This is a genomic window from Streptomyces sp. UG1 (assembly GCF_049974585.1).
Taxonomy (GTDB): Bacteria; Actinomycetota; Actinomycetes; order Streptomycetales; family Streptomycetaceae; genus Streptomyces.
In genome coordinates this window covers 1-19,070 of record NZ_JBNGGG010000018.1, presented here as the reverse complement: position 1 = coordinate 19,070, position 19,070 = coordinate 1, and the positions used below count along the sequence as shown (strand labels likewise).

Annotated in this window: 15 protein-coding genes and 1 tRNA gene; 8 read left to right on the top strand and 8 right to left on the bottom strand. The window is 69.2% G+C overall.

Features of this window, described 5'->3' with window-relative positions; genetic code table 11:
- The first annotated feature begins 1 nt into the window (after position 1).
- From eboE to ACP4J3_RS20875, 3 genes are all read left to right on the top strand, one after another.
- Positions 2-1,171 (top strand): metabolite traffic protein EboE, encoded by a 1,170-nt coding sequence (eboE, locus tag ACP4J3_RS20885; RefSeq protein ID WP_426536565.1) that lies wholly within the window; start codon positions 2-4, stop codon positions 1,169-1,171.
- Positions 1,168-2,622, top strand: coding sequence for a nucleotide pyrophosphatase/phosphodiesterase family protein (locus ACP4J3_RS20880; protein WP_426536563.1), 1,455 nt, complete (start codon positions 1,168-1,170; stop codon positions 2,620-2,622). The genes eboE and ACP4J3_RS20880 overlap by 4 nt, the downstream gene beginning before the upstream one ends.
- A 115-nt stretch (positions 2,623-2,737) precedes the next feature.
- Positions 2,738-3,796, top strand: coding sequence for a sugar phosphate isomerase/epimerase family protein (locus ACP4J3_RS20875; protein ID WP_426536561.1), 1,059 nt, complete (start codon positions 2,738-2,740; stop codon positions 3,794-3,796).
- 63 nt (positions 3,797-3,859) lie between these two features.
- Here the strand turns inward: ACP4J3_RS20875 and ACP4J3_RS20870 are convergent, their stop codons facing one another.
- The 5 genes from ACP4J3_RS20870 to ACP4J3_RS20850 form a co-directional block, all read right to left on the bottom strand.
- Positions 3,860-5,248, bottom strand: a complete 1,389-nt coding sequence (locus ACP4J3_RS20870; RefSeq protein ID WP_426536559.1) for an OFA family MFS transporter — start codon at positions 5,246-5,248, stop codon at positions 3,860-3,862.
- A gap of 1 nt (position 5,249) precedes the next feature.
- Positions 5,250-6,638: an OFA family MFS transporter gene (locus tag ACP4J3_RS20865; RefSeq protein ID WP_426536557.1), complete on the bottom strand. Its 1,389-nt coding sequence runs from the start codon at positions 6,636-6,638 to the stop codon at positions 5,250-5,252.
- Positions 6,639-6,759: 121 nt separating this feature from the next.
- Positions 6,760-8,904: an acetate--CoA ligase family protein gene (locus ACP4J3_RS20860; RefSeq protein ID WP_426536555.1), complete on the bottom strand. Its 2,145-nt coding sequence runs from the start codon at positions 8,902-8,904 to the stop codon at positions 6,760-6,762.
- A 4-nt stretch (positions 8,905-8,908) separates the two neighbouring features.
- A complete protein-coding gene (frc, locus tag ACP4J3_RS20855; RefSeq protein ID WP_426536553.1) occupies positions 8,909-10,159 on the bottom strand; it encodes a formyl-CoA transferase in 1,251 nt (416 codons plus the stop codon).
- A gap of 10 nt (positions 10,160-10,169) precedes the next feature.
- On the bottom strand, positions 10,170-11,852 hold the full coding sequence (locus ACP4J3_RS20850) for a thiamine pyrophosphate-binding protein (protein WP_426536551.1): 1,683 nt from the start codon (positions 11,850-11,852) through the stop codon (positions 10,170-10,172).
- Positions 11,853-11,997: 145 nt separating this feature from the next.
- On the opposite strand from ACP4J3_RS20850, the gene sucC reads away from it, so the two are divergent.
- From sucC to ACP4J3_RS20830, 4 genes are all read left to right on the top strand, one after another.
- Positions 11,998-13,131, top strand: coding sequence for an ADP-forming succinate--CoA ligase subunit beta (gene sucC, locus ACP4J3_RS20845; RefSeq protein WP_426536549.1), 1,134 nt, complete (start codon positions 11,998-12,000; stop codon positions 13,129-13,131).
- Positions 13,132-13,145: 14 nt separating this feature from the next.
- On the top strand, positions 13,146-14,030 hold the full coding sequence (gene sucD / locus ACP4J3_RS20840; RefSeq protein ID WP_426536547.1) for a succinate--CoA ligase subunit alpha: 885 nt from the start codon (positions 13,146-13,148) through the stop codon (positions 14,028-14,030).
- Between the two features lie 108 nt (positions 14,031-14,138).
- Positions 14,139-15,680, top strand: coding sequence for an aldehyde dehydrogenase family protein (locus ACP4J3_RS20835; RefSeq protein WP_426536545.1), 1,542 nt, complete (start codon positions 14,139-14,141; stop codon positions 15,678-15,680).
- 223 nt (positions 15,681-15,903) lie between these two features.
- A tRNA-Leu gene (locus ACP4J3_RS20830) sits at positions 15,904-15,988 on the top strand.
- A 7-nt stretch (positions 15,989-15,995) separates the two neighbouring features.
- Here the strand turns inward: ACP4J3_RS20830 and ACP4J3_RS20825 are convergent.
- Complete coding sequence (locus tag ACP4J3_RS20825; protein ID WP_426536543.1) at positions 15,996-16,631, bottom strand: recombinase family protein; 636 nt, start codon at positions 16,629-16,631, stop codon at positions 15,996-15,998.
- Between the two features lie 69 nt (positions 16,632-16,700).
- Between ACP4J3_RS20825 and ACP4J3_RS20820 the strand changes: the two genes are divergently transcribed.
- Complete coding sequence (locus ACP4J3_RS20820; RefSeq protein WP_426536541.1) at positions 16,701-16,895, top strand: hypothetical protein; 195 nt, start codon at positions 16,701-16,703, stop codon at positions 16,893-16,895.
- Positions 16,896-17,016: 121 nt separating this feature from the next.
- Here the strand turns inward: ACP4J3_RS20820 and ACP4J3_RS20815 are convergent, their stop codons facing one another.
- Together ACP4J3_RS20815 and ACP4J3_RS20810 are read right to left on the bottom strand one after the other, a co-directional pair.
- Positions 17,017-17,895 carry an aldo/keto reductase gene (locus ACP4J3_RS20815; protein ID WP_426536820.1) on the bottom strand — a complete coding sequence of 293 codons (879 nt, stop codon included), beginning with the start codon at positions 17,893-17,895 and terminating at the stop codon, positions 17,017-17,019.
- A 295-nt stretch (positions 17,896-18,190) separates the two neighbouring features.
- A complete protein-coding gene (locus ACP4J3_RS20810) occupies positions 18,191-18,844 on the bottom strand; it encodes a TetR/AcrR family transcriptional regulator (RefSeq protein WP_426536539.1) in 654 nt (217 codons plus the stop codon).
- Between the last annotated feature and the right edge of the window lie 226 nt (positions 18,845-19,070).

The following is a 19,070-nucleotide window of genomic DNA, read 5'->3' as shown; positions in this document are numbered from 1 at the left end:
CATGCGCTTCCGCCACCCCGACGGCTCCACCGTCCACCTCGCCTACTGCACCAACGTCCACCCGGCCGAGACCCTCGACGGCGTCCTCGCCCAACTCCGCGACCACTGCGAACCCGTCCGCCGACGGCTCGGCCGAGACCGCCTCGGCATCGGCCTGTGGCTCGCCAAGGACGCCGCCCACGCCCTCGTCACCGACCCCTCCGCCCTGCGCGGCCTGCGCACCGAACTCGACCGGCGCGGCCTCGAGGTCGTCACCCTCAACGGCTTCCCCTATGAGGGATTCGGCGCAGAAGAGGTCAAGTACCGCGTCTACAAGCCGGACTGGGCCGATCCCGAACGCCTCGACCACACCACGGCCCTGGCCCGCGTCCTCGCCGGCCTCCTCCCCGACGACGTCACCGAAGGCAGCATCTCGACCCTGCCCCTCGCCTGGCGCACCGCCTATGACGAGCACCGCGCCGAGACCGCCCGCACGGCCCTGCGCAGCCTCGCAGAACGCCTCGACGCCCTGCAGGAGCTGACCGGCCGCGACATCCGCGTCGGTCTCGAACCCGAACCCGGCTGCACCGTCGAGACCACCGGGGACGCCATCGGCCCCCTCACCGCGATCGGCCACGACCGCATCGGCATCTGCGTCGACACCTGCCACCTCGCCACCTCCTTCGAAGATCCGCACACCGCCCTGGACGCGCTCACCGAAGCACGCGTCCCCGTCGTCAAGTCCCAGTTGTCGGCCGCACTGCACGCCGAACACCCGTACCTCCCCGATGTCCGCGGGGCCCTCGCCGCCTTCGACGAGCCCCGCTTCCTGCACCAGACCCGCACGGCCACCGCCGCCGGCCTGCGCTGCACCGACGACCTCGGCCAGGCCCTCAACGGTGACGCCCTCCCGGACGCCTCCCCGTGGCGCGCCCACTTCCACGTCCCGCTCCACGCGGCCCCCGCCGCACCCCTCACCTCCACACTCGATGTCCTGAAAGCCGCACTGACCCGTCTGGTCGGCGGACCGCAGCCGCTCACCCGCCACCTCGAGGTGGAGACGTACACCTGGCAGGCCCTCCCGGCCGAACTGCGGCCCCGCGCCCGCAGCCAGCTCGTGGACGGCATCGCCGCCGAACTCACCCTCGCCCGCGACCTGTTGACCGATCTGGGTCTGAAGGAGCTGCCATGACCGAGCCATCGGACTCCGCGGTCCCGGCGGCCCCGGCCGGCCGCCCGGCACCCCGACCGGACACCACCGCCGCGCGCCGCCCCACACCCCTCCTCGTCCTGGACGTCGTGGGCCTCACCCCCCGTCTCCTCGATCACATGCCTCACCTCAAGGCCCTCGCCCGGTCCGGCTCCCGCGCGCCGCTCGGCACCGTCCTGCCGGCCGTCACCTGCGCCGCCCAGTCCACCTTCCTCACCGGCACCCATCCGTCGGAGCACGGCATCGTCGGCAACGGCTGGTACTTCCGCGACCTCGGCGACGTACTCCTGTGGCGCCAGCACAACGGCCTGGTCACCGGCGACAAACTCTGGGACGCCGCCCGCCGCGCCCACCCCGGCTACACCGTCGCCAACATCTGCTGGTGGTACGCCATGGGCGCCGACACCGACATCACCGTCACCCCCCGTCCGATCTACTACTCCGACGGCCGCAAGGAACCCGACTGCTACACCCGCCCGCCCGCTCTCCACGACGAACTCACCGACACATTCGGCGCCTTCCCGCTCTTCCACTTCTGGGGCCCCGGCGCGGACCTCGTCTCCAGCCGCTGGATCATCGACGCGACCCGGCACATCATCCGCACCCGCCATCCCGACCTGACGCTCTGCTACCTCCCTCACCTCGACTACGACCTGCAGCGCTTCGGCCCCGACGACCCACGCTCGCTGAAGGCGGCCGCCGACCTGGATGCGGCCATGGCCCCGCTCCTGGACGACGCCCGGGCGGAGGGCCGTACCGTGGTGGCGCTCTCCGAGTACGGCATCACCCGCGCGGACCGACCCGTCGACATCAACCGGGCCCTGCGCCGCGCAGGACTGCTCGAAGTGCACACCCAGGACGGCATGGAGTACCTGGACCCGATGGCCTCACGTGCCTTCGCGGTCGCCGACCACCAGATCGCCCATGTCTATGTGCGCCGCCCGGAGGACCTCGACGCGACCCGGGCCGCCCTCGACGGACTGACCGGCATCGAGCAACTGCTCGACGACGAGGGCAAGAAGACCCATCATCTCGACCATCCGCGCTCCGGCGAACTCGTCGCCGTGGCGGAGCCGGACGCCTGGTTCACGTACTACTACTGGCTCGATGACGCCCGCGCGCCCGACTTCGCGCGACTCGTCGAGATCCATCGCAAACCCGGCTACGACCCGGTCGAACTCTTCATGGATCCCCTCGACCCCTACGTCAAGGTCAAGGCCGCGACCGCGCTCGCGCGCAAGAAGCTCGGCATGCGCTATCGCATGGCGGTCGTGCCCCTGGATCCGTCACCTATTCGCGGCAGCCACGGCCGCCTTCCTGTGAGCGACGACGACGGTCCGCTCCTCATCTGCTCCACCCCCCGCGCTGTCGGCGACCGCGTCGCGGCCACCGATGTGAAGTCACTCCTGCTCCAACTCGCCGGTCTCGGCTGACGGGTCACGGCCGGCAGCAACCAGCTCGCCGGTCTCACCGACCCGTCTCTTCCGACTGGTCCCAAGTGAAGCACTCACCACTGACAACGGCCTTCGATCACAGGGAGTTCCAGGCATGAGCCGCTTTTCCCAGACGGATCCCGAACTCACCCACCGCCTCACCAGACGAGGCATGCTCGGCGTGGCCGCGGGCACCACGGCCGCCGCCCTGCTGGGCGCCGCCGCGGCCCCCGCGAGCGCCGCCCCCGGCACCGCGTCCGCCCCGGGCGCGGCCTCCCGCGGGCACGGCCGCGGCCGCCCCGTCCTGCCGCCCGGCCGCCTCGGCATCCAGCTCTACAGCCTGCGCGACAAGGTCTCCACGCTCGGCTTCGCCCCCGTCTTCGCCGAACTGGAGAAGTACGGCTACGACGAGGTGGAGTTCGCCGGATACACCCAGGGCTCGGCCGGCCCGATCACCCTCGCCCAGCTCAAGCGGCTGGCCCGGAACCACGGCCTGAACCCGATCGGCAGCCACGTCGGCTACTACTCCAACGACCCGAACGCCTACACGTTCGCCCAGAACCTCACCAAAGTCCTGGACGACGCCCAGGCCCTCGGCCTGAAGCACATAGGCACCGCCTCCGGGCCGTTCCGCTACGGGTCCACCGTCGACGCCTGGAAGCGCGCCGCCGAGGAGTTCAACACCTACGGCGCCGCGGCGAAGGCGCGCGGCATGAAGTTCTACCAGCACAACCACTCCGAGGAGTTCTCCTTCGCCACCGACAATCCCAAGGTCCGCCTCTACGACGTGCTGCTCGCCGAGACCGACCCCGACCTCGTCTACCTGGAGATGGACATCTTCTGGGCGTACTCCGGCCAGTTCCGCTTCTCGAAGCGGCCGGACGGCTCACCCGCCCCCTTCGAGCCCCTGGACTACGTGCTGAAGCAGCCCCACCGCTACCCGCTCTTCCACGTCAAGGACGGTGTGAGCGACCCGGACAATCAGTACGGCTACCAGATGGTCGACGTCGGCGACGGCGACATCGACTACAAGCGGTTCATCTCCGCCGTGACGAGACTGCGGGGGCATCGTTTCGCCCACCACTGGCAGGCGGAGCACGACAACCCGACCGAGTCCTTCACCTTCGCCCGGCGTTCCAGCGAGCATCTGCACTCGCTGCGGGAGAAGTGCTGACGGCCGCACCGAAATGAGGAGGCCCTCCCCGGGCGGGGAGGGCCTCCTCAAGTTCACGATCATTCAACCGGCTGGATGCGGCGTCGCCGCCCGTCCCGGCTGCCGCAGCAGCAACGCGATCGCGGCCGCCGCCAGCGACACGCCGCCGGCCAGCGCGTAGGCGCCGTCGTAGCCCCAGGCCGCGACGACCATGGAGCCCAGGCCGCCGCCGAAGAGGCCGCTGATCAGCTTGCCGCTGTAGACGAGGCCGTAGTTGGTCGCGTTGTAGTTCTCCCCGAAGTAGTCCGGGGTGAGCGCCGCGAACAGCGGATAGAACGCGCCGCCGCCGAAGCCGGAGAGGAACGCGAAGAACAGGAACAGCCACTCGCTCCTGAGGTCTCCGGCCCAGATCACGCCGAACTGGGCCAGACCCAGCACGACGATCACGAACACGAGGGTCGACTTGCGGCCCCACCGGTCGGACAGCCAGCCCACGACGCCGCGGCCGATGCCGTTGATGACCGCCATCACCCCCATCGACGACGCCGCGACCAGGGGGCCGAACCCCACCTCCTTGGCGTAGTCGACCTGGAAGGAGATGCCGAAGATCGACACCCCTGCGGTCAGCACGACGGACAGCCACATCAGCGGCAGCATGCCCGTCCTGATGGCCTCCCGGGGCGTGTACTGCTGCACCGCCGGAGGGTTCTTGGCCAGGCTCGCCGCGTTCTTCCGATCGCCCGCGTACGTCAGCGGATCGACGTCCGCGGGCCACCAGTTCTTCGGCGGGTCCTTGAAGAAGAACGCGCATCCGAGGACGACGATCATGATGTAGCAGCCGATGAGGTCCAGCACCCGGTGGTAGTTCGCGGTGTCGAACCCGTAGTTGAAGATGAAGATGAACGGCAGCGATCCGTACGCGAACCCGCCGTTGACGAACCCGGTACGGGCACCGCGCCGTTCGGGGAACCATTTGCCGACCATGTTGATGCAGGTCGCGTAGATCAGGCCGGCACCGATTCCACCGACGACACCGAAGCCCAGGATCGCCAGCAGGACATTGCTCAGGTGTGACAGAGCCAGGAACCCCAGCAGGCACATGCCCGAGCCCAGGTACATGGCCCTGCGGGCCGTCAGGATGCCCTTCTCCCGCAGCCAGCCCGCCGGGAAGGCGACACCGGCCTGGAAGAACACCCAGACGCTGAGGATCCAGAAGGTGTTGCTCTGCGTCCAGCCGTGCGCGTGGGACAGGGTGTCCTCCGCGGAGCCGTACGCGTATTCGAAGACGCTGATGGCCATCATGGCGATCCACGGGAGATACACCATGAACTTGCGGGAGTGGCCGAGGATGTCCCGGTCGGTTTCGCCGACACGGTAGACGCGCCCGCGCGCGTCGGTGACCTCACGGTAGGGACGGTGTGCGGCGTCGGACGGTGCGGACGAGCTGCTTGCTGCGTGCGGATCTGCCGTCATGTCAGGACATGTCCTCGCCGAGCGGTTGCGGGTTGGGAGCGATACGGCGCGTTTCCTTGTCGCGTCCGGGTGGGCTCAGGAACAGCGCCATGCAACCGGCGAAGAGTGAGATGGAGCCCGCCAGGATGAAGGCGCCGGAGTGTCCCCAGGCGCTGACGACCACGGCACCCATGCCGGCGCCCAGACCGGAGACGAGCTTGGCGCTGTAGACCATGCCGTAGTTGGACGCGTTGTTGTTCTCGCCGAAGTAGTCGGCGGTGAGCGCGGCGAACATCGGGAAGATGGCGCCGCCGCCGAAGCCGGAGATCGAGGAGAAGATCAGGAACAGCGGAAGGTTCTTGGCCTCGGCCGACCAGAGGATGCCGTACTGGGAGAGGCCCAGGATGACGCACACCACGAGCAGGCACCGCTTGCGGCCGTACAGGTCGGAGAGCCAGCCGATGACACCGCGGCCGGTGCCGTTGACGATCGCCTTCAGGGACATGGCCGTGGCCACGATCCCGCCCGCGAAGCCGGCCTCCTCGCCGATTTCCACCTGGAAGGCGATACCGAAGATGTTCACGCCGGACGTGCATGCCAGACAGAACCACATCAGGGCCACCCGGCCGGTCTTCCACGCCTCCTTGGGGGAGTACTGGTGGACCGCAGGCGGGTTCATCCGCAGCGAGCGGGCCGCGCGCGGGTCCTTCGGCGGGTTGAGCGGGTCGATCGCGGCGGGCCACCAGTTCATCGGCGGGTCCCTGAAGAAGAAGCCGGAGAACGCGACGATCCCGGCCAGGAACACACCCACCGAGACCAGCACCCAGCGGAAGTTGGTCAGGTCCATGTAGCCGTTGAAGATGAAGACGAAGGGCACCGAGCCGTAGGCGAAACCGCCGTTGACGAAGCCGGTCTTGCCGCCCTTGCGCTCCGGATACCACTTGCCCACCATGTTGACGCAGGTGGCGTACACCATGCCCGCGCCCATGCCGCTGAACACACTGAAGCCGATATAGGCGACGATGACGTGCGGTGCGAAGGCCAGCGACAGATAGCCGAGCAGAGTGCCCGTCGCGCCGAACATCATCGCCCAGCGGGCCGGCAGTTTTCCGCTCTCACGCAGCTTTCCCGCGGGGAAGGCCACCGCGGCCTGGAAGAAGACCCACACGGTCATCATCCAGAAGATGTGCATGCTGTTCCAGTGATGCGCCGTGTGCAGGGTGTCCTCGGCGGACGCGAACGCGTACTCGGCCGAGGAGATGCCCATCATGCCGATCCAGGGCAGGATCACCATCCACTTGCGCTTGCGGCCCATGATGTCGATGTCGGACTCGCCGATGCGGTAGACGCGTCCGTTCTTGTCGGTCACCTCCCGGTAGGCGGCGACCCTTGTCACGTCGGTGGTTGTCACGTCAGTTGCACCCCTTGCGTCGAAAGTTCTGGCCAGCGCCCCCTGTCCATTGCCTTTCGTGCGCGTGCGGGTCCCGGGGCCGGCCGACGCGCACCGTCGGCCGGCCCCCCGCTGCCTCACCTCATGAACCGCCCCCCAGGAGTCCCGCCGCCCGCGCCCACCGGTACTTGGCGCCCAGCACGGCCACCGGCTTCTCGGTCGTGTACGGGTACGCCACGACCCCCCGCTCGTACAGGTACTGGCAGGCCTCCTCGACCTCGACATCGCCCGCGAGTGACGCGACGACGGGCTTCTGTATGCCGCGCTCCCGGAATTCGGCCACCACGCGCGCGGTGAGCTCCGCGAAGACCATCGGGGGAGTGACGATCGTGTGCCAGTAGCCCAGGACCAGCGCGTGGATGCGCGGATCCTCAAGCCCGAGCCGGATCGTCGCCTCGTACGTCGACGGCGGCTCGCCGCCCGTGATGTCGACCGGGTTGCCCGCCGCCCCGAAGGGCGGGATGAACTTCCGGAACGCCTCGTCCAGGTCCGGCGGGATCTCCATCAGGGACAGGCCGTTGTCGGTCACCGCGTCCGACAGCAGCACCCCGCTGCCGCCGGCGCCGGTGATGATCACGACGTTGTCGCCCTGGGGGACGGGAAGCACCGGCAACGCGCGCGCGTACTCCAGCATTTCGTTCAGCCCGGGCGCCCGGATGACACCGGCCTGCTTGAGGATGTCGTCGTACACGGCGTCATCGCCGGCGAGGGCTCCGGTGTGCGAGCCGGCCGCCTTGGCGCCCGCCGCCGTGCGGCCCGCCTTGAGGACGACGACCGGCTTCTTCGGCACGGTCGCGCGCGCGGCCTCGACGAAGGCGCGCCCGTCCTTGAGGTCCTCCAGGTGCATCGCGATGCACTCGGTGTGCGGGTCCTCGCCGAACCAGGTCAGCAGGTCGTCCTCGTCCAGGTCCGACTTGTTGCCGAGGCCGACGATGGCCGACACGCCCGTCTTCGTGGTCCGCGCGAAGCCCAGGATGGCCATCCCGATGCCGCCGGACTGCGAGGTCAGGGCCACCCCGCCCTTGACGTCGTACGGTGTGCAGAACGTGGCGCACAGGTCCTGCCACGTCGAGTAGTAGCCGTAGATGTTCGGGCCCAGCAGCCGGACGCCGTGCCGCTCGGCGATGGCGACGATCTCCGTCTGGAGTTCGTGCTCACCGGTCTCCGCGAACCCGGAGGGGATCAGCACGGCGTTAGGGATCCCCTTGCGTCCCACCTCCTCCAGGGCCGAGGCCACGAACTTGGCGGGGATAGCGAAGACCGCCACATCCACCTCACCGGGAACGTCCGTGACACTCTTGTACGCCTTGCGGCCCAGAATGTCATCGGCCTTGGGATTCACCGGATGGATGTCCCCGGCGAAGCCACCGTCGATGAGGTTGCGCATGACCGAGTTGCCGATCTTGCCCTGCTCGTTGGACGCGCCGATGACGGCGACCGACGACGGCTGCATCAGCCGGCGCATGGAGGTGAGGATCTCCTCGCGCGTGTAGCGGCGGCGTGGCTTCGCGGGCGTCTCGGAGAGGATCACGCGGATGTCGGCGGCGACCGCGCCCTGTGCGGTGGCGATCACCGGGTTGAGGTCGACCTCGGCGATCTGCGGGAAGTCCGCGACGAGCTGCGACACCCGGCGGATCTGCTCGGCGACCGCCCACCGGTCCACCGCCGCCTGGCCGCGCACCCCGCGCAGGATCTCCGCCGACCGGATCGAGTCCAGCATGGACAGCGCCTCGTCGGCGGTCACGGGCGCGAGCCGGAAGGTGACGTCCTTGAGGACCTCGACCAGCACTCCGCCGAGCCCGAAGGCGACGACCTTGCCGAACGTCGGGTCGGTGACCGCGCCGACGATGACCTCCTGCCCCTGTGGGAGCAGCTCCTGCACCTGCACGCCCTCGATGCGGGCATCGGCGTTGTAGGCGCGCGCGTTGTCGACGATCCTGTGGAAGGCGGCCCGTACGTCCGTCGCCCCCTCGACGCCGACGATCACGCCGCCCGCGTCGGTCTTGTGCAGGATGTCCGGCGAGACGATCTTCATCACCACGGGCCCGCCGAAGCGCGCCGCGTAGGCCACCGCCTCGTCGACGTCCGTCGCGAGCTCCTCGCCCGGTACGGCGATCCCGTACGCGTCGGCGATCACCTTGCCCTCGGGCGCGGTCAGCGCCGTACGGCCCTCGGCCCGCACGGAGTCGAGGAGTGTCCGCACCCTCAGGACGCGGTCTTCGGCCATCACGTCAGATCACTCCGTTCGACTTGAGCAGGCGCACTTCCTCGTCACCGAGGCCCAGTTCGCCGATGTAGACCTCTTCGTTGTGCTGGCCGAGCAGCGGTGAAGTGGACACCTCGACGGGGGAGTCGGAGAGCTTGAGCGGGCTGCCGACGGTCCTGAACTCGCCCCGCTCGGGGTGTGGCACGGTGACGACCATCTCGTTGGCGACCAGCGAGGAGTCCTCGATGATCTCCTGGGTGGACAGGATCGGCCCGCACGGGATGTTGTGGGCGTTGAGCTTCTCCAGTACCTCCCACTTGGGCAGGGTCGAGGACCACTCCTCGATGAGCTGGAACATCTTGTTGAGCTTGGGCAGCCGGGCCTGAGGCGTCGCCCACTCGGGGTCGTCGGCGAGTTCGGGCCGGCCGATGAGCTCGCTGATGGGCTGCCAGCCGACGGGCTGCACGATGACGTACACGTAGTCGTTCGGGCCGCCCGGCGCACACTTCACCGCCCAGCCGGGCTGACCGCCGCCGGACGCGTTTCCCGAGCGGGGAACCTCGGTGCCGAAGTCCTCGTTGGGATATTCAGCGAGCGGCCCGTGTGCCAGGCGTTGCTGGTCCCTCAGCTTCACCCGGCACAGGTTGAGTACAGCGTGCTGCATGGCCACGTTGACCCGCTGCCCACGCCCGGTGTTCTCGCGCTGGAACAGCGCCGCGAGAATCCCCGCGACGGCGTGCACACCCGTACCCGAGTCCCCGATCTGGGCTCCCGTCGCCAGCGGCGGCCCGTCCTCGAAACCGGTGGTCGACATCGACCCGCCCATGGCCTGCGCGACGACCTCGTACGCCTTGAAGTTGGTGTACGGGCCCTCGCCGAACCCCTTGATGGAGGCATAGACGATACGCGGATTGATCTCCTGGATACGGTCCCAGGTGAAGCCCATGCGGTCGACCGCGCCCGGTCCGAAGTTCTCGACCATGACGTCGGAACGCCGGATCAGCTCGGTGAGGATCTCCTTGCCGCGCTCGGTCTTGGTGTTGAGGGTGATGCTCCGCTTGTTGCAGTTGAGCATCGTGAAGTAGAGGGAGTCGACGTCCGGGAGGTCGCGCAACTGCTTGCGCGTGATGTCACCGGACGGCGCCTCCAGCTTGACGACGTCCGCGCCGAGCCAGGCGAGCAGCTGGGTCGCGGAGGGCCCGGACTGGACGTGGGTCATGTCCAGAACGCGGATGCCTTCGAGAGCCTTGGACGGAGTACCCGTCGTGCCGGTCATGCAGGCCACCTCACTTGTACATGGTCTGGTTCATGGTTCCGGGGGCGTACGCGTCCGGGTCGACCCAGACGTTGATCAGCGACGGCTTGCCGGACTCGCGGGCGCGCCTGAGCGCCGGGCCGATGTCGGCGGGGTCCCGGACCTCCTCGCCGTAACCGCCCAGCATCTGCGCGAACTTGTCGTAGTGGACGTCGCCGAGGGTGTTGCCGACCCGCTCGCGCTCCATGCCGTACTTCTGGGCCTGGCCGTAGCGGATCTGGTTCATGGAGGAGTTGTTGCCGACGATGCCGACGAAGGGGAGGTCGTAGCGGACGAGCGTCTCGAAGTCCCAGCCGGTCAGGGAGAACGCGCCGTCGCCGAAGAGCGCGACGACCTCCTTGTCGGGCCGCGCCTGCTTGGCCGCGAGCACGAACGGCACCCCGACGCCGAGCGTGCCCAGCGGTCCCGGGTCCATCCAGTGGCCGGGCGACTTGGGCTGCACGACCTGACCGGAGAAGGTGACGATGTCGCCGCCGTCGCCGATGTAGATCGAGTCCTCGGTGAGGAAGTCGTTGATCTCGCTGACCAGCCGGTACGGGTGGATCGGCGAGGCGTCCGACCTCAGGTTCGGCAGCCGCTTGTCGATGGCGGTCTGCTCGGCCGCGCGCAGCTCGTCGAGCCACTCCTTGCGCTTCGACGCGCCGCCGTTGACCCGACCGGAGGCCGCCTCGGTCACCGACTTCAGCACCAGCCCGGCGTCGCCCACGATCCCGAGGTCGATGTCGCGGTTCTTGCCGACCGTGCGGTAGTCGAGGTCGATCTGCACGACGGTGGCGTCCGGCGACAGCCGCTTGCCGTAGCCCATGCGGAAGTCGAAGGGCGTGCCGACGATGACGATGACATCGGCGCCTGAGAAGGCGTACCGGCGTGACAGTTGGAAGTGGTGCGGGTCGCCGGGCGGAAGCGTGCCGCGGCCGGCGCCGTTCATGTACGCGGGGATGTTGAGGGTGCGCACCAGCTCGATGGCCGCCTCGGTGCCGCGTGTCGTCCACACCTGGCTGCCGAGCAGGATGGCCGGCTTCTCGGCGTGGACCAGCAGGTCGGCGAGTTTCTCGATGGCCTCGGGGTCACCGGCCGAGCGAGTGGAGGCGCGGTAGGCGCCCTGCTTGGGCACGCGCGCCTTGGCGGCGGGCACCTTGGCGTCGAGGACGTCGCGCGGGATCTCCAGGAAGGAGGGCCCGGGCGCGCCGTGGTAGCACTCGCGGAACGCCATGGACACCATGTCCGCCGCGCGCGCCGTGTCCGGCACGGCCGCCGCGAACTTGGTGATCGGCGTCATCATGTCGACGTGCGGCAGGTCCTGCAGGGACCCCATCTTGTGCTGGGTGAGGGCGCCCTGGCCGCCGATGAGCAGCATGGGTGACTCGGCGCGGAAGGCGTTGGCGACGCCGGTGACGGCGTCGGTGGTGCCGGGGCCGGCGGTGACGACCGCACAGCCGGGCTTGCCGGTGATGCGGGCGTAGCCGTCGGCGGCGTGGGCGGCGACCTGCTCGTGACGGACGTCGACGACCTCGATGCCCTCGTCGACGCAGCCGTCGTAGATGTCGATGATGTGGCCGCCGCACAAGGTGTAGATGCGGTCGACCCCCTCGGCCTTCAGCGCCTTGGCTACGAGATGACCACCGGAAATGACGTCCTGGGTGTCGTCGGGCATGGCGAAGTCCTGTCCCTTCGTAGGGGGTTGGAACGGCTCTCGCGGTACATTGCATACAGTCGACGAATACTGTATGAACCTTGTTATCCCGCATCCGGTGGGTGGTGTCCAGGGGGCGTGCGGCACTTTTGAGTCAGGAGCCGAAATGGACCTGTACGAACACCAGGCAAGGGAACTTTTCGAGGAACACGGCATCTTGGTGCCACGGGCAGAGGTGACGGACTCACCCAAGGAAGCCCGCGAGATCGCACGCCGGCTCGGCGGCCGAGTCGTGGTCAAGGCGCAGGTGAAGACCGGTGGCCGCGGCAAGGCGGGCGGCGTGAAGCTCGCCGCGGACCCGGCAGCCGCGGAGATCACGGCACGTCAGATCCTCGGCATGGACATCAAGGGCCACACGGTCGGCAAGGTGATGCTGGCCCAGCCCGTGGACATCGAGACCGAGTTCTATGTGTCCTACGTGCTCGACCGCGCGGCGGGCGGCTTCCTCGCGATCGCCTCGGCCGAGGGCGGCATGGAGATCGAGGAGGTCGCCGCCGACCGGCCCGAGGCGGTGGCGCGCATCCCGGTCGACCCGGCCGAGGGTGTCACGTCCGCGAAGGCGGGGGAGATCGCCGAGGCGGCCGGACTGCCGCCGCAGACCGTCGACGTCCTCGTACGACTGTGGGAGGTGCTGGTCCGCGAGGACGCCCTCCTCGTCGAGGTGAACCCGCTCGTGCGCACCCGGCAGGGCCGGATCCTCGCCCTCGACGGCAAGGTCACCCTCGACGACAACGCCCGCTTCCGGCAGGCACGCTGGGGCGCCGACGACGTGGAGCACGATGACGCCCTGGAGGCGGCGGCCGCGGCCAAGGGCCTCAACTACGTCAAGCTCGATGGCGAGGTCGGCATCATCGGCAATGGCGCCGGCCTCGTCATGTCCACCCTCGACGTCGTCGCGGGCTGCGGCGCCCGCCCCGCCAACTTCCTCGACATCGGCGGCGGCGCATCGGCCCAGATCATGGCCGACGGCCTCTCCGTCATCCTCTCCGACCCGGCCGTGAAGTCGGTCTTCGTCAACGTCTTCGGCGGGATCACCGCGTGCGACGCGGTCGCCGACGGCATCGTGCGGGCCCTGGACAACGTCCAGTTGACCAAGCCGCTCGTCGTACGCCTCGACGGCAACAACGCCGCCCGCGGCCGCGCCATCCTCGACGACCGCGCCCACCCCCTGGTCCAGCAGGCCACCACCATGGACGGCGCCGCGCTGCGGGCCGCCCGACTCGCCGCCGCCACAGCCTGAGGAGACACGACGACATGGCCATCTACCTCACCAAGGAGAGCAAGGTCCTCGTCCAGGGCATGACCGGCGGCGAGGGCATGAAGCACACCCGGCGCATGCTCGCCGCCGGCACGAACGTCGTCGGCGGCGTCAACCCGCGCAAGGCGGGCCGCACCGTCGACTTCGACGACCGCGCCGTCCCCGTCTTCGGCTCGGTCGCCGATGGCATCCGCGCGACCGGCGCCGACGTGGCCGTCGTCTTCGTGCCGCCCGCCTTCGCCAAGGCGGCCGTCCTCGAGGCCGCCGACGCCGGCATCGGACTCGCCGTCGTGATCACGGAGGGCATCCCGGTCCACGACTCCGTCGCCTTCACCACGTATGCCAAGGCGCGCGGCACCCGCATCATCGGCCCCAACTGCCCCGGCCTGATCACCCCCGGCCAGTCCAACGCGGGCATCATCCCGCCCGACATCACCAAGCCCGGCCGCATCGGCCTGGTCTCCAAGTCCGGCACCCTCACCTACCAGCTCATGTACGAGCTGCGTGACATCGGCTTCTCCACCTGTGTCGGCATCGGCGGCGACCCTGTCGTAGGCACGACCCACATCGACTGCCTGGCCGCCTTCCAGGACGACCCCGACACCGAACTGATCGTCCTCATCGGGGAGATCGGCGGCGACGCCGAGGAACGCGCGGCCGCGTACATCCGCGACCACGTCACCAAGCCGGTCGTCGGCTACATCGCCGGATTCACCGCACCCGAGGGCAAGACCATGGGGCACGCGGGCGCGATCGTGTCCGGATCGTCCGGTACGGCCGCGGCGAAGAAGGAGGCGCTCGAGGCGGTGGGCGTCGGGGTCGGCAGTACGCCCACCGAGACCGCGCGCCTGGTGCTGGACCGCCTCGGCTCGAAGGCCTGACGTCGCTCATGGTCCGGGCGAGACCACTCTCACGTGTACCTGCGCCTGGCCTGCCTCGTCGTAGCCGTCACCAACCGCCCCCGACCGTGCACCGAGAGCGGAGACCCCATGGCCACCACCCTCACCCTCAAAGCAGGCACCTCCTGGGCCGACGCATGGCAGCGCTGCCTCACCGTCGCCCCGGAGGCATTCCGGGACGACCGGGTCCTCAACCTCTGGAACTCCACCTGGCAGGCGGACGGCCGCGCCCTGCCCGCCATGAGCCCCGTCGACGGCGGACCGATCGCCGGGCCGCCGCGCCTGGACCGGGCCGCCGCCCACCAGGCCGTACGCGCTTCCCTCGACCAGCACCGAGCCTGGCGGCACATCCCGCTGGACGAACGCCGGGCGCGCGTCGCGGCCACCCTTGACGCCCTGACCCAGCACCGGGAGCTGCTCGCCCTGCTCCTCGTATGGGAGATCGGCAAGCCCTGGCGGCTCGCGCAGGCGGACGTCGACCGGGCCATCGACGGCGTGCGCTGGTACGTCGACGGCATCGAGCCGATGGTCGCCGGCCGGGCCCCGCTGGAAGGGCCGGTTTCCAACATCGCGAGCTGGAACTACCCGATGAGCGTGCTCGTTCACGCAGTGTTGGTACAAGCACTGGCGGGCAACGCGGTCATCGCCAAGACCCCGACCGACGGCGGTGTCGCCTGTCTGACCCTGGCCTGCGCACTGGCCGCCCGCGAAGGGATTCCCGTCACCCTCCTCAGCGGCAGCGGAGGCGAGCTGTCCCAGGCGCTGGTGCGGGCGCCCGAGATCGGCTGCGTCTCCTTCGTCGGCGGCCGCGACACCGGCGCCGCGGTGGCCACGGCAGTCGCCGACCTGGGCAAACGACATGTACTCGAACAGGAAGGACTGAACACCTGGGGCATCTGGAACTACACGGACTGGGACGCGCTCACGGCGGTCATCCCCAAGCTCTTCGACTACGGCAAACAGCGCTGCACGGCGTACCCGCGCTTCGTCGTCCAGCGTGAGCTGTTCGACGAGTTCCTCGCGGCGTACCTCCCCGCAGTGCGCACGCTCAGGGTCGGCCACCCCCTGGCGGTCGAGAACCGGGACGACCCCTACCCGAAGCTGGACTTCGGTCCGGTCATCAACGCGGCCAAGGCCAAGGAGCTGGAGGACCAGGTCGCCGAGGCGATCGACCGCGGCGCCGTCCCGCTGCACCGGGGCAAGCTGTCCGAGGTGAGCTTCCTGCCCGGTCAGGACACCTCGGCGTACGTCCAGCCGGTCACGCTGCTGAACCCGCCCCCGTCCTCCCCTCTTCACCACGCGGAACCGTTCGGCCCGGTGGACACCATCGTCCTGGTCGACACCGAGGCCGAGCTGTTGGCGGCGATGAACGCCTCCAACGGCGCGCTGGTCGCCACGCTGTCCACGGACGACCGGACGACCTACGACCGCCTGGCCCCGCAGATCCGCGCGTTCAAGGTCGGCCACGGCAAGCCGCGCTCGCGCGGTGACCGCGATGAGCTGTTCGGCGGATTCGGCGCGTCCTGGCGCGGGGCGTTCGTCGGCGGCGAGCTGCTGGTGCGCGCGGTGACGCAAGGTCCGGCCGGGGAGCGGCTGCCCGGGAACTTCCCGGACTACCACCTCATGCCGTGACGGGACACCGGTGGCGCCCATCCACGCGGGCGCCACCGGTAACGGCCGACCTCACCCGTGCGTGCCCCCGCGGTCACCTGCCGTGAGGCACCGCCGACTGCCTGGCGGGACGTCTCCTGCGGCCGTCCGGCACACGGATATGCAGGTGAAAGGCACTCCGAAACCTTGGTATTGTTGTCCACGTCGCTGCGGGGAAGACCCCCGGCAAGGCGGCAGACACCTAGTCCGGGTGGCGGAATGGCAGACGCGCTAGCTTGAGGTGCTAGTGCCCTTTATCGGGCGTGGGGGTTCAAGTCCCCCCTCGGACACAACCAACTACTGACGATACGGAGACGAGGGCCTCGACCTTACGGTCGCGGTCCTCGTCGCGTGTTCGTAGCTGATGGTGATGCCCAGGGCTTCGTAAAGCGGGCCTTTCTGCTCGGCGCCGCTTCTCTGGATTCGCAGCGCAATGTCTCCAAGACTCTCAGCGATCTCTCGGATCTGTTGCGCGTCGAGTGGGGGTTCCTCCTTCCGGGTGATGGCGGGGAGCGCGTCGAGTTTCCTGCGTGCCGCCTCCTTGTCTCTCTGCGAACTGATCCAGGGCATCGGACCCGTCCGCGCAGGGCGTAGGGGCGTCCGCCCTGCTTGCCGGCTCGTTCCTGTCGGCCCTGGTTGCGGGCCCGTTGTCGGCGGACGGTTGCCGCGGTGTCGAAGAGATCGGGGCTGATGATCGCTTCGTGGGCGGGTTCGTTGGAGCGGACCATCGAGGAGGCGTTCTTCCTTGCGTTGCTTGTTCCAGACCTCGTAGCCGGTGTACCGGGCGTTGATGAGGATGGCCCGCACGGCGCCCTGTCGCCATGCGGTCTTCTTGCGATGCGGATTGCGGCTGGCGTCGTGGGCGGAGGGGCAGGGGAGCCTCCCCGGGTGAGCTGGGCGGCAATGGCCTTGTCGCTCATGCCGTCGAGGCACATGGTGAAGATCCGCTGCACGATGGGGGCGGCGACGGGGTCGGGCTCGAGTTTGTGGATCCGTTGGCCGGTGCGCACCGACGTCCAGCCCCACGAGGGCTATCGCCGCATTGGGGAGTACCGCAACGCCCACCTCGACGGCTTCGAGGACTTCATGGCGAACCGCGGCCTCGTCGAGCGCTTCAGGCAGCAGCTCACTCTCTACGTCGGCGAGGTGACGGGGGCGCCCTCCCCGGGGTGGCTCGGCCTGCATCCCGGGCGCTGACCGGGATGGCGGCCCGGCGCGACGAACCCCGGATCGGCGACTGGGGTTTCATCGCCGTGCGCGGATCTCGTCCAGTCGGCTCTCCGGCCCGCAAGACCGTGACTGCGCCCGCCCGGCAGGCTCAGACGGCGTCGACGAGGGCCTGGTAGGCGCTGTCGGAGAGCCGGATCCGAGCCGCGCCGATGTTCTCCTCCACGTGGGCCACCGAGGAGGTGCCGGGGATCGGCAGCAGCGCCGGCGAACGGCGCAGCAGCCAGGCCAGCGCGAGCTGGGAGGGCGTCGCGTCGTACTCCTTGGCAACGGTGTCGAGAGGGCCGCCGGGCTTGGCCAGCTGTCCGGTGGCGATGGGGAACCAGGGGATGAAGCCGATGCCGTTCGCCTCGGCGTAGTCCAGGACGTCTTCGGACTTGCGCTCGGCGAGGTTGTACATGTTCTGCACCGAGGCGATCTCGGTGATCGCCCGGGCCTGCTCCAGTTCGGCCACGGAGACCTCCGACAGGCCGATGTGCCGGATCTTGCCGGCGTCCCGCAGCTCGGCCAGGGCGCCGAGCTGGTCGGCGAGGGGCACCTGCGGGTCGATGCGGTGCAGCTGGTAGAGGTCGATCCGTTCCAGGCCGAGGTGGCGCAGGCTCAGTTCGACCTGCTGGCGCAGGTACTCGGGGCGGCCGACCGGCCGCCATTCGCCGGGGCCCTGCCGGGTCAGGCCGCCCTTGGTGGCGATGACCAGGTCGTCCGCGTAGGGGTGCAGTGCTTCGCGGATGAGCTGCTCGGCGGTGAAGGGGCCGTAGGAGTCGGCGGTGTCGATGAAGGTGACGCCCAGCTCGACCGCACGGCGCAGCACGCGTACGGCCTCGGCGCGGTCGGTGGGCTCGCCCCAGACTCCGGGGCCGGGCAGGCGCATGGTGCCGTAGCCGAGGCGATGGACCGGCAGGTCGCCGCCGAGGCGGAAGATGCCGCTTTCGGCTGCGGGACGGTTCGTGGTTCCGGTCGTGTTCGTGATCACGTGCGGGTCCTCTCAAGGCTGAGCCGGCTGCAAAGGTGAAGTGTTCATGCCTGCCGCGACCACGCCGAACCCTGCCCTGACTCGACGGAGGTGGAGCGGATGGGATGGGTGTTGCGGATGGGGAGGGATCAGAGGGCGCTCGTCGATCAGTCGCGCCGTTGATCCTGGATCATTTGTAGCACTGCCAGTACATCGATGCACTGAGAGTGCATATTTTTTGCCATACCCATAGCCATCCGAGCGCGCGACGGGGCCCTGTCGAAAGCGGCGTGTCGCCAGTTCCGAGGTGCCGTCAGTCCCGCGGCGCCGTGAGGCCGTCGAGGAGGAGGTCGAGTTTCACCCGAAGGGCCGGGCTGAGAGGGAATGGCTGGTCGGTGTGCTGATGTGCCTGGAGCCAGCGGTGGAGGGTTTCGGTGTAAACGGCGCTGAGGGTTTCCGCGACCGCTTCCGCGGTCACGGAGGAGCGGAAGTCGCCGTTCTTCTGGCCGAGGCGGACGCTGTCGCGGAACGAGTCGAAGACCGGGAAGGGGCTGTCGAAAGTCCCCAGTTCGCTCAGCCAGCCCAGCGAGAGGACGCGGGCCATCCTGGGGTCCTCCTCGTTCACCTTGGCCAGGGCCTCCATCTGGAGTTCGAGCTGGCGGCGGGCGGGGGCTCGGCGGACGCCGCCGTCACTCAGCCGGGCGGCCACGAGCTCCCGGCGCTCACCCCTCCAGGCGTCGAGCATGTCGCGCTTGCGGGGGAAGTGGTTGAAGACGGTTCGGCGGGCAAGGTCGGCACGTTCCGCGATCTGGTCGATGGTCGTGGCGACGTAGCCCTGTTCGGCGAACAGTTCCAGGGCGGCATCCAGGATCGCGGAGCGGATCCGCTGCCGCTGCCGCTCCCTGCGGCCCATCGCCTGCTGGGTCGGGCCTGTCGGGTTCTTGGCTGCCGCGGGTGTACGGGTCACGTGTGTTCCCTCGCCTGGAAGTCGTCGTCGGTGTACTCGATTCGCGCAGGCTCCATTCTATGGATGCATCGCTGGTGCATGTGTGCACTATGATGCATACTTAGGTTGGGACTCGCCGTCCCGCCGTCTCACCGTCTGGAGGGCCGCATCATGCCGTTCACCTTCGCCGTAGACCCCGCCGAACTCATCGAGGAACGCGCGCCCCAGTGGCGGTTCGGGGGTATCG

Excerpts from the sequence above, each read along its gene's own strand:
- eboE (WP_426536565.1), top strand. The coding sequence starts at position 2 with ATGCGCTTCCGCCACCCCGACGGCTCCACCGTCCACCTCGCCTACTGC.
- ACP4J3_RS20880 (WP_426536563.1), top strand. The coding sequence starts at position 1,168 with ATGACCGAGCCATCGGACTCCGCGGTCCCGGCGGCCCCGGCCGGCCGC.
- ACP4J3_RS20875 (WP_426536561.1), top strand. The coding sequence starts at position 2,738 with ATGAGCCGCTTTTCCCAGACGGATCCCGAACTCACCCACCGCCTCACC.
- ACP4J3_RS20870 (WP_426536559.1), bottom strand. The coding sequence starts at position 5,248 with ATGACGGCAGATCCGCACGCAGCAAGCAGCTCGTCCGCACCGTCCGAC.
- ACP4J3_RS20860 (WP_426536555.1), bottom strand. The coding sequence starts at position 8,904 with ATGGCCGAAGACCGCGTCCTGAGGGTGCGGACACTCCTCGACTCCGTG.
- frc (WP_426536553.1), bottom strand. The coding sequence starts at position 10,159 with ATGACCGGCACGACGGGTACTCCGTCCAAGGCTCTCGAAGGCATCCGC.
- ACP4J3_RS20850 (WP_426536551.1), bottom strand. The coding sequence starts at position 11,852 with ATGCCCGACGACACCCAGGACGTCATTTCCGGTGGTCATCTCGTAGCC.
- sucC (WP_426536549.1), top strand. The coding sequence starts at position 11,998 with ATGGACCTGTACGAACACCAGGCAAGGGAACTTTTCGAGGAACACGGC.
- sucD (WP_426536547.1), top strand. The coding sequence starts at position 13,146 with ATGGCCATCTACCTCACCAAGGAGAGCAAGGTCCTCGTCCAGGGCATG.
- ACP4J3_RS20835 (WP_426536545.1), top strand. The coding sequence starts at position 14,139 with ATGGCCACCACCCTCACCCTCAAAGCAGGCACCTCCTGGGCCGACGCA.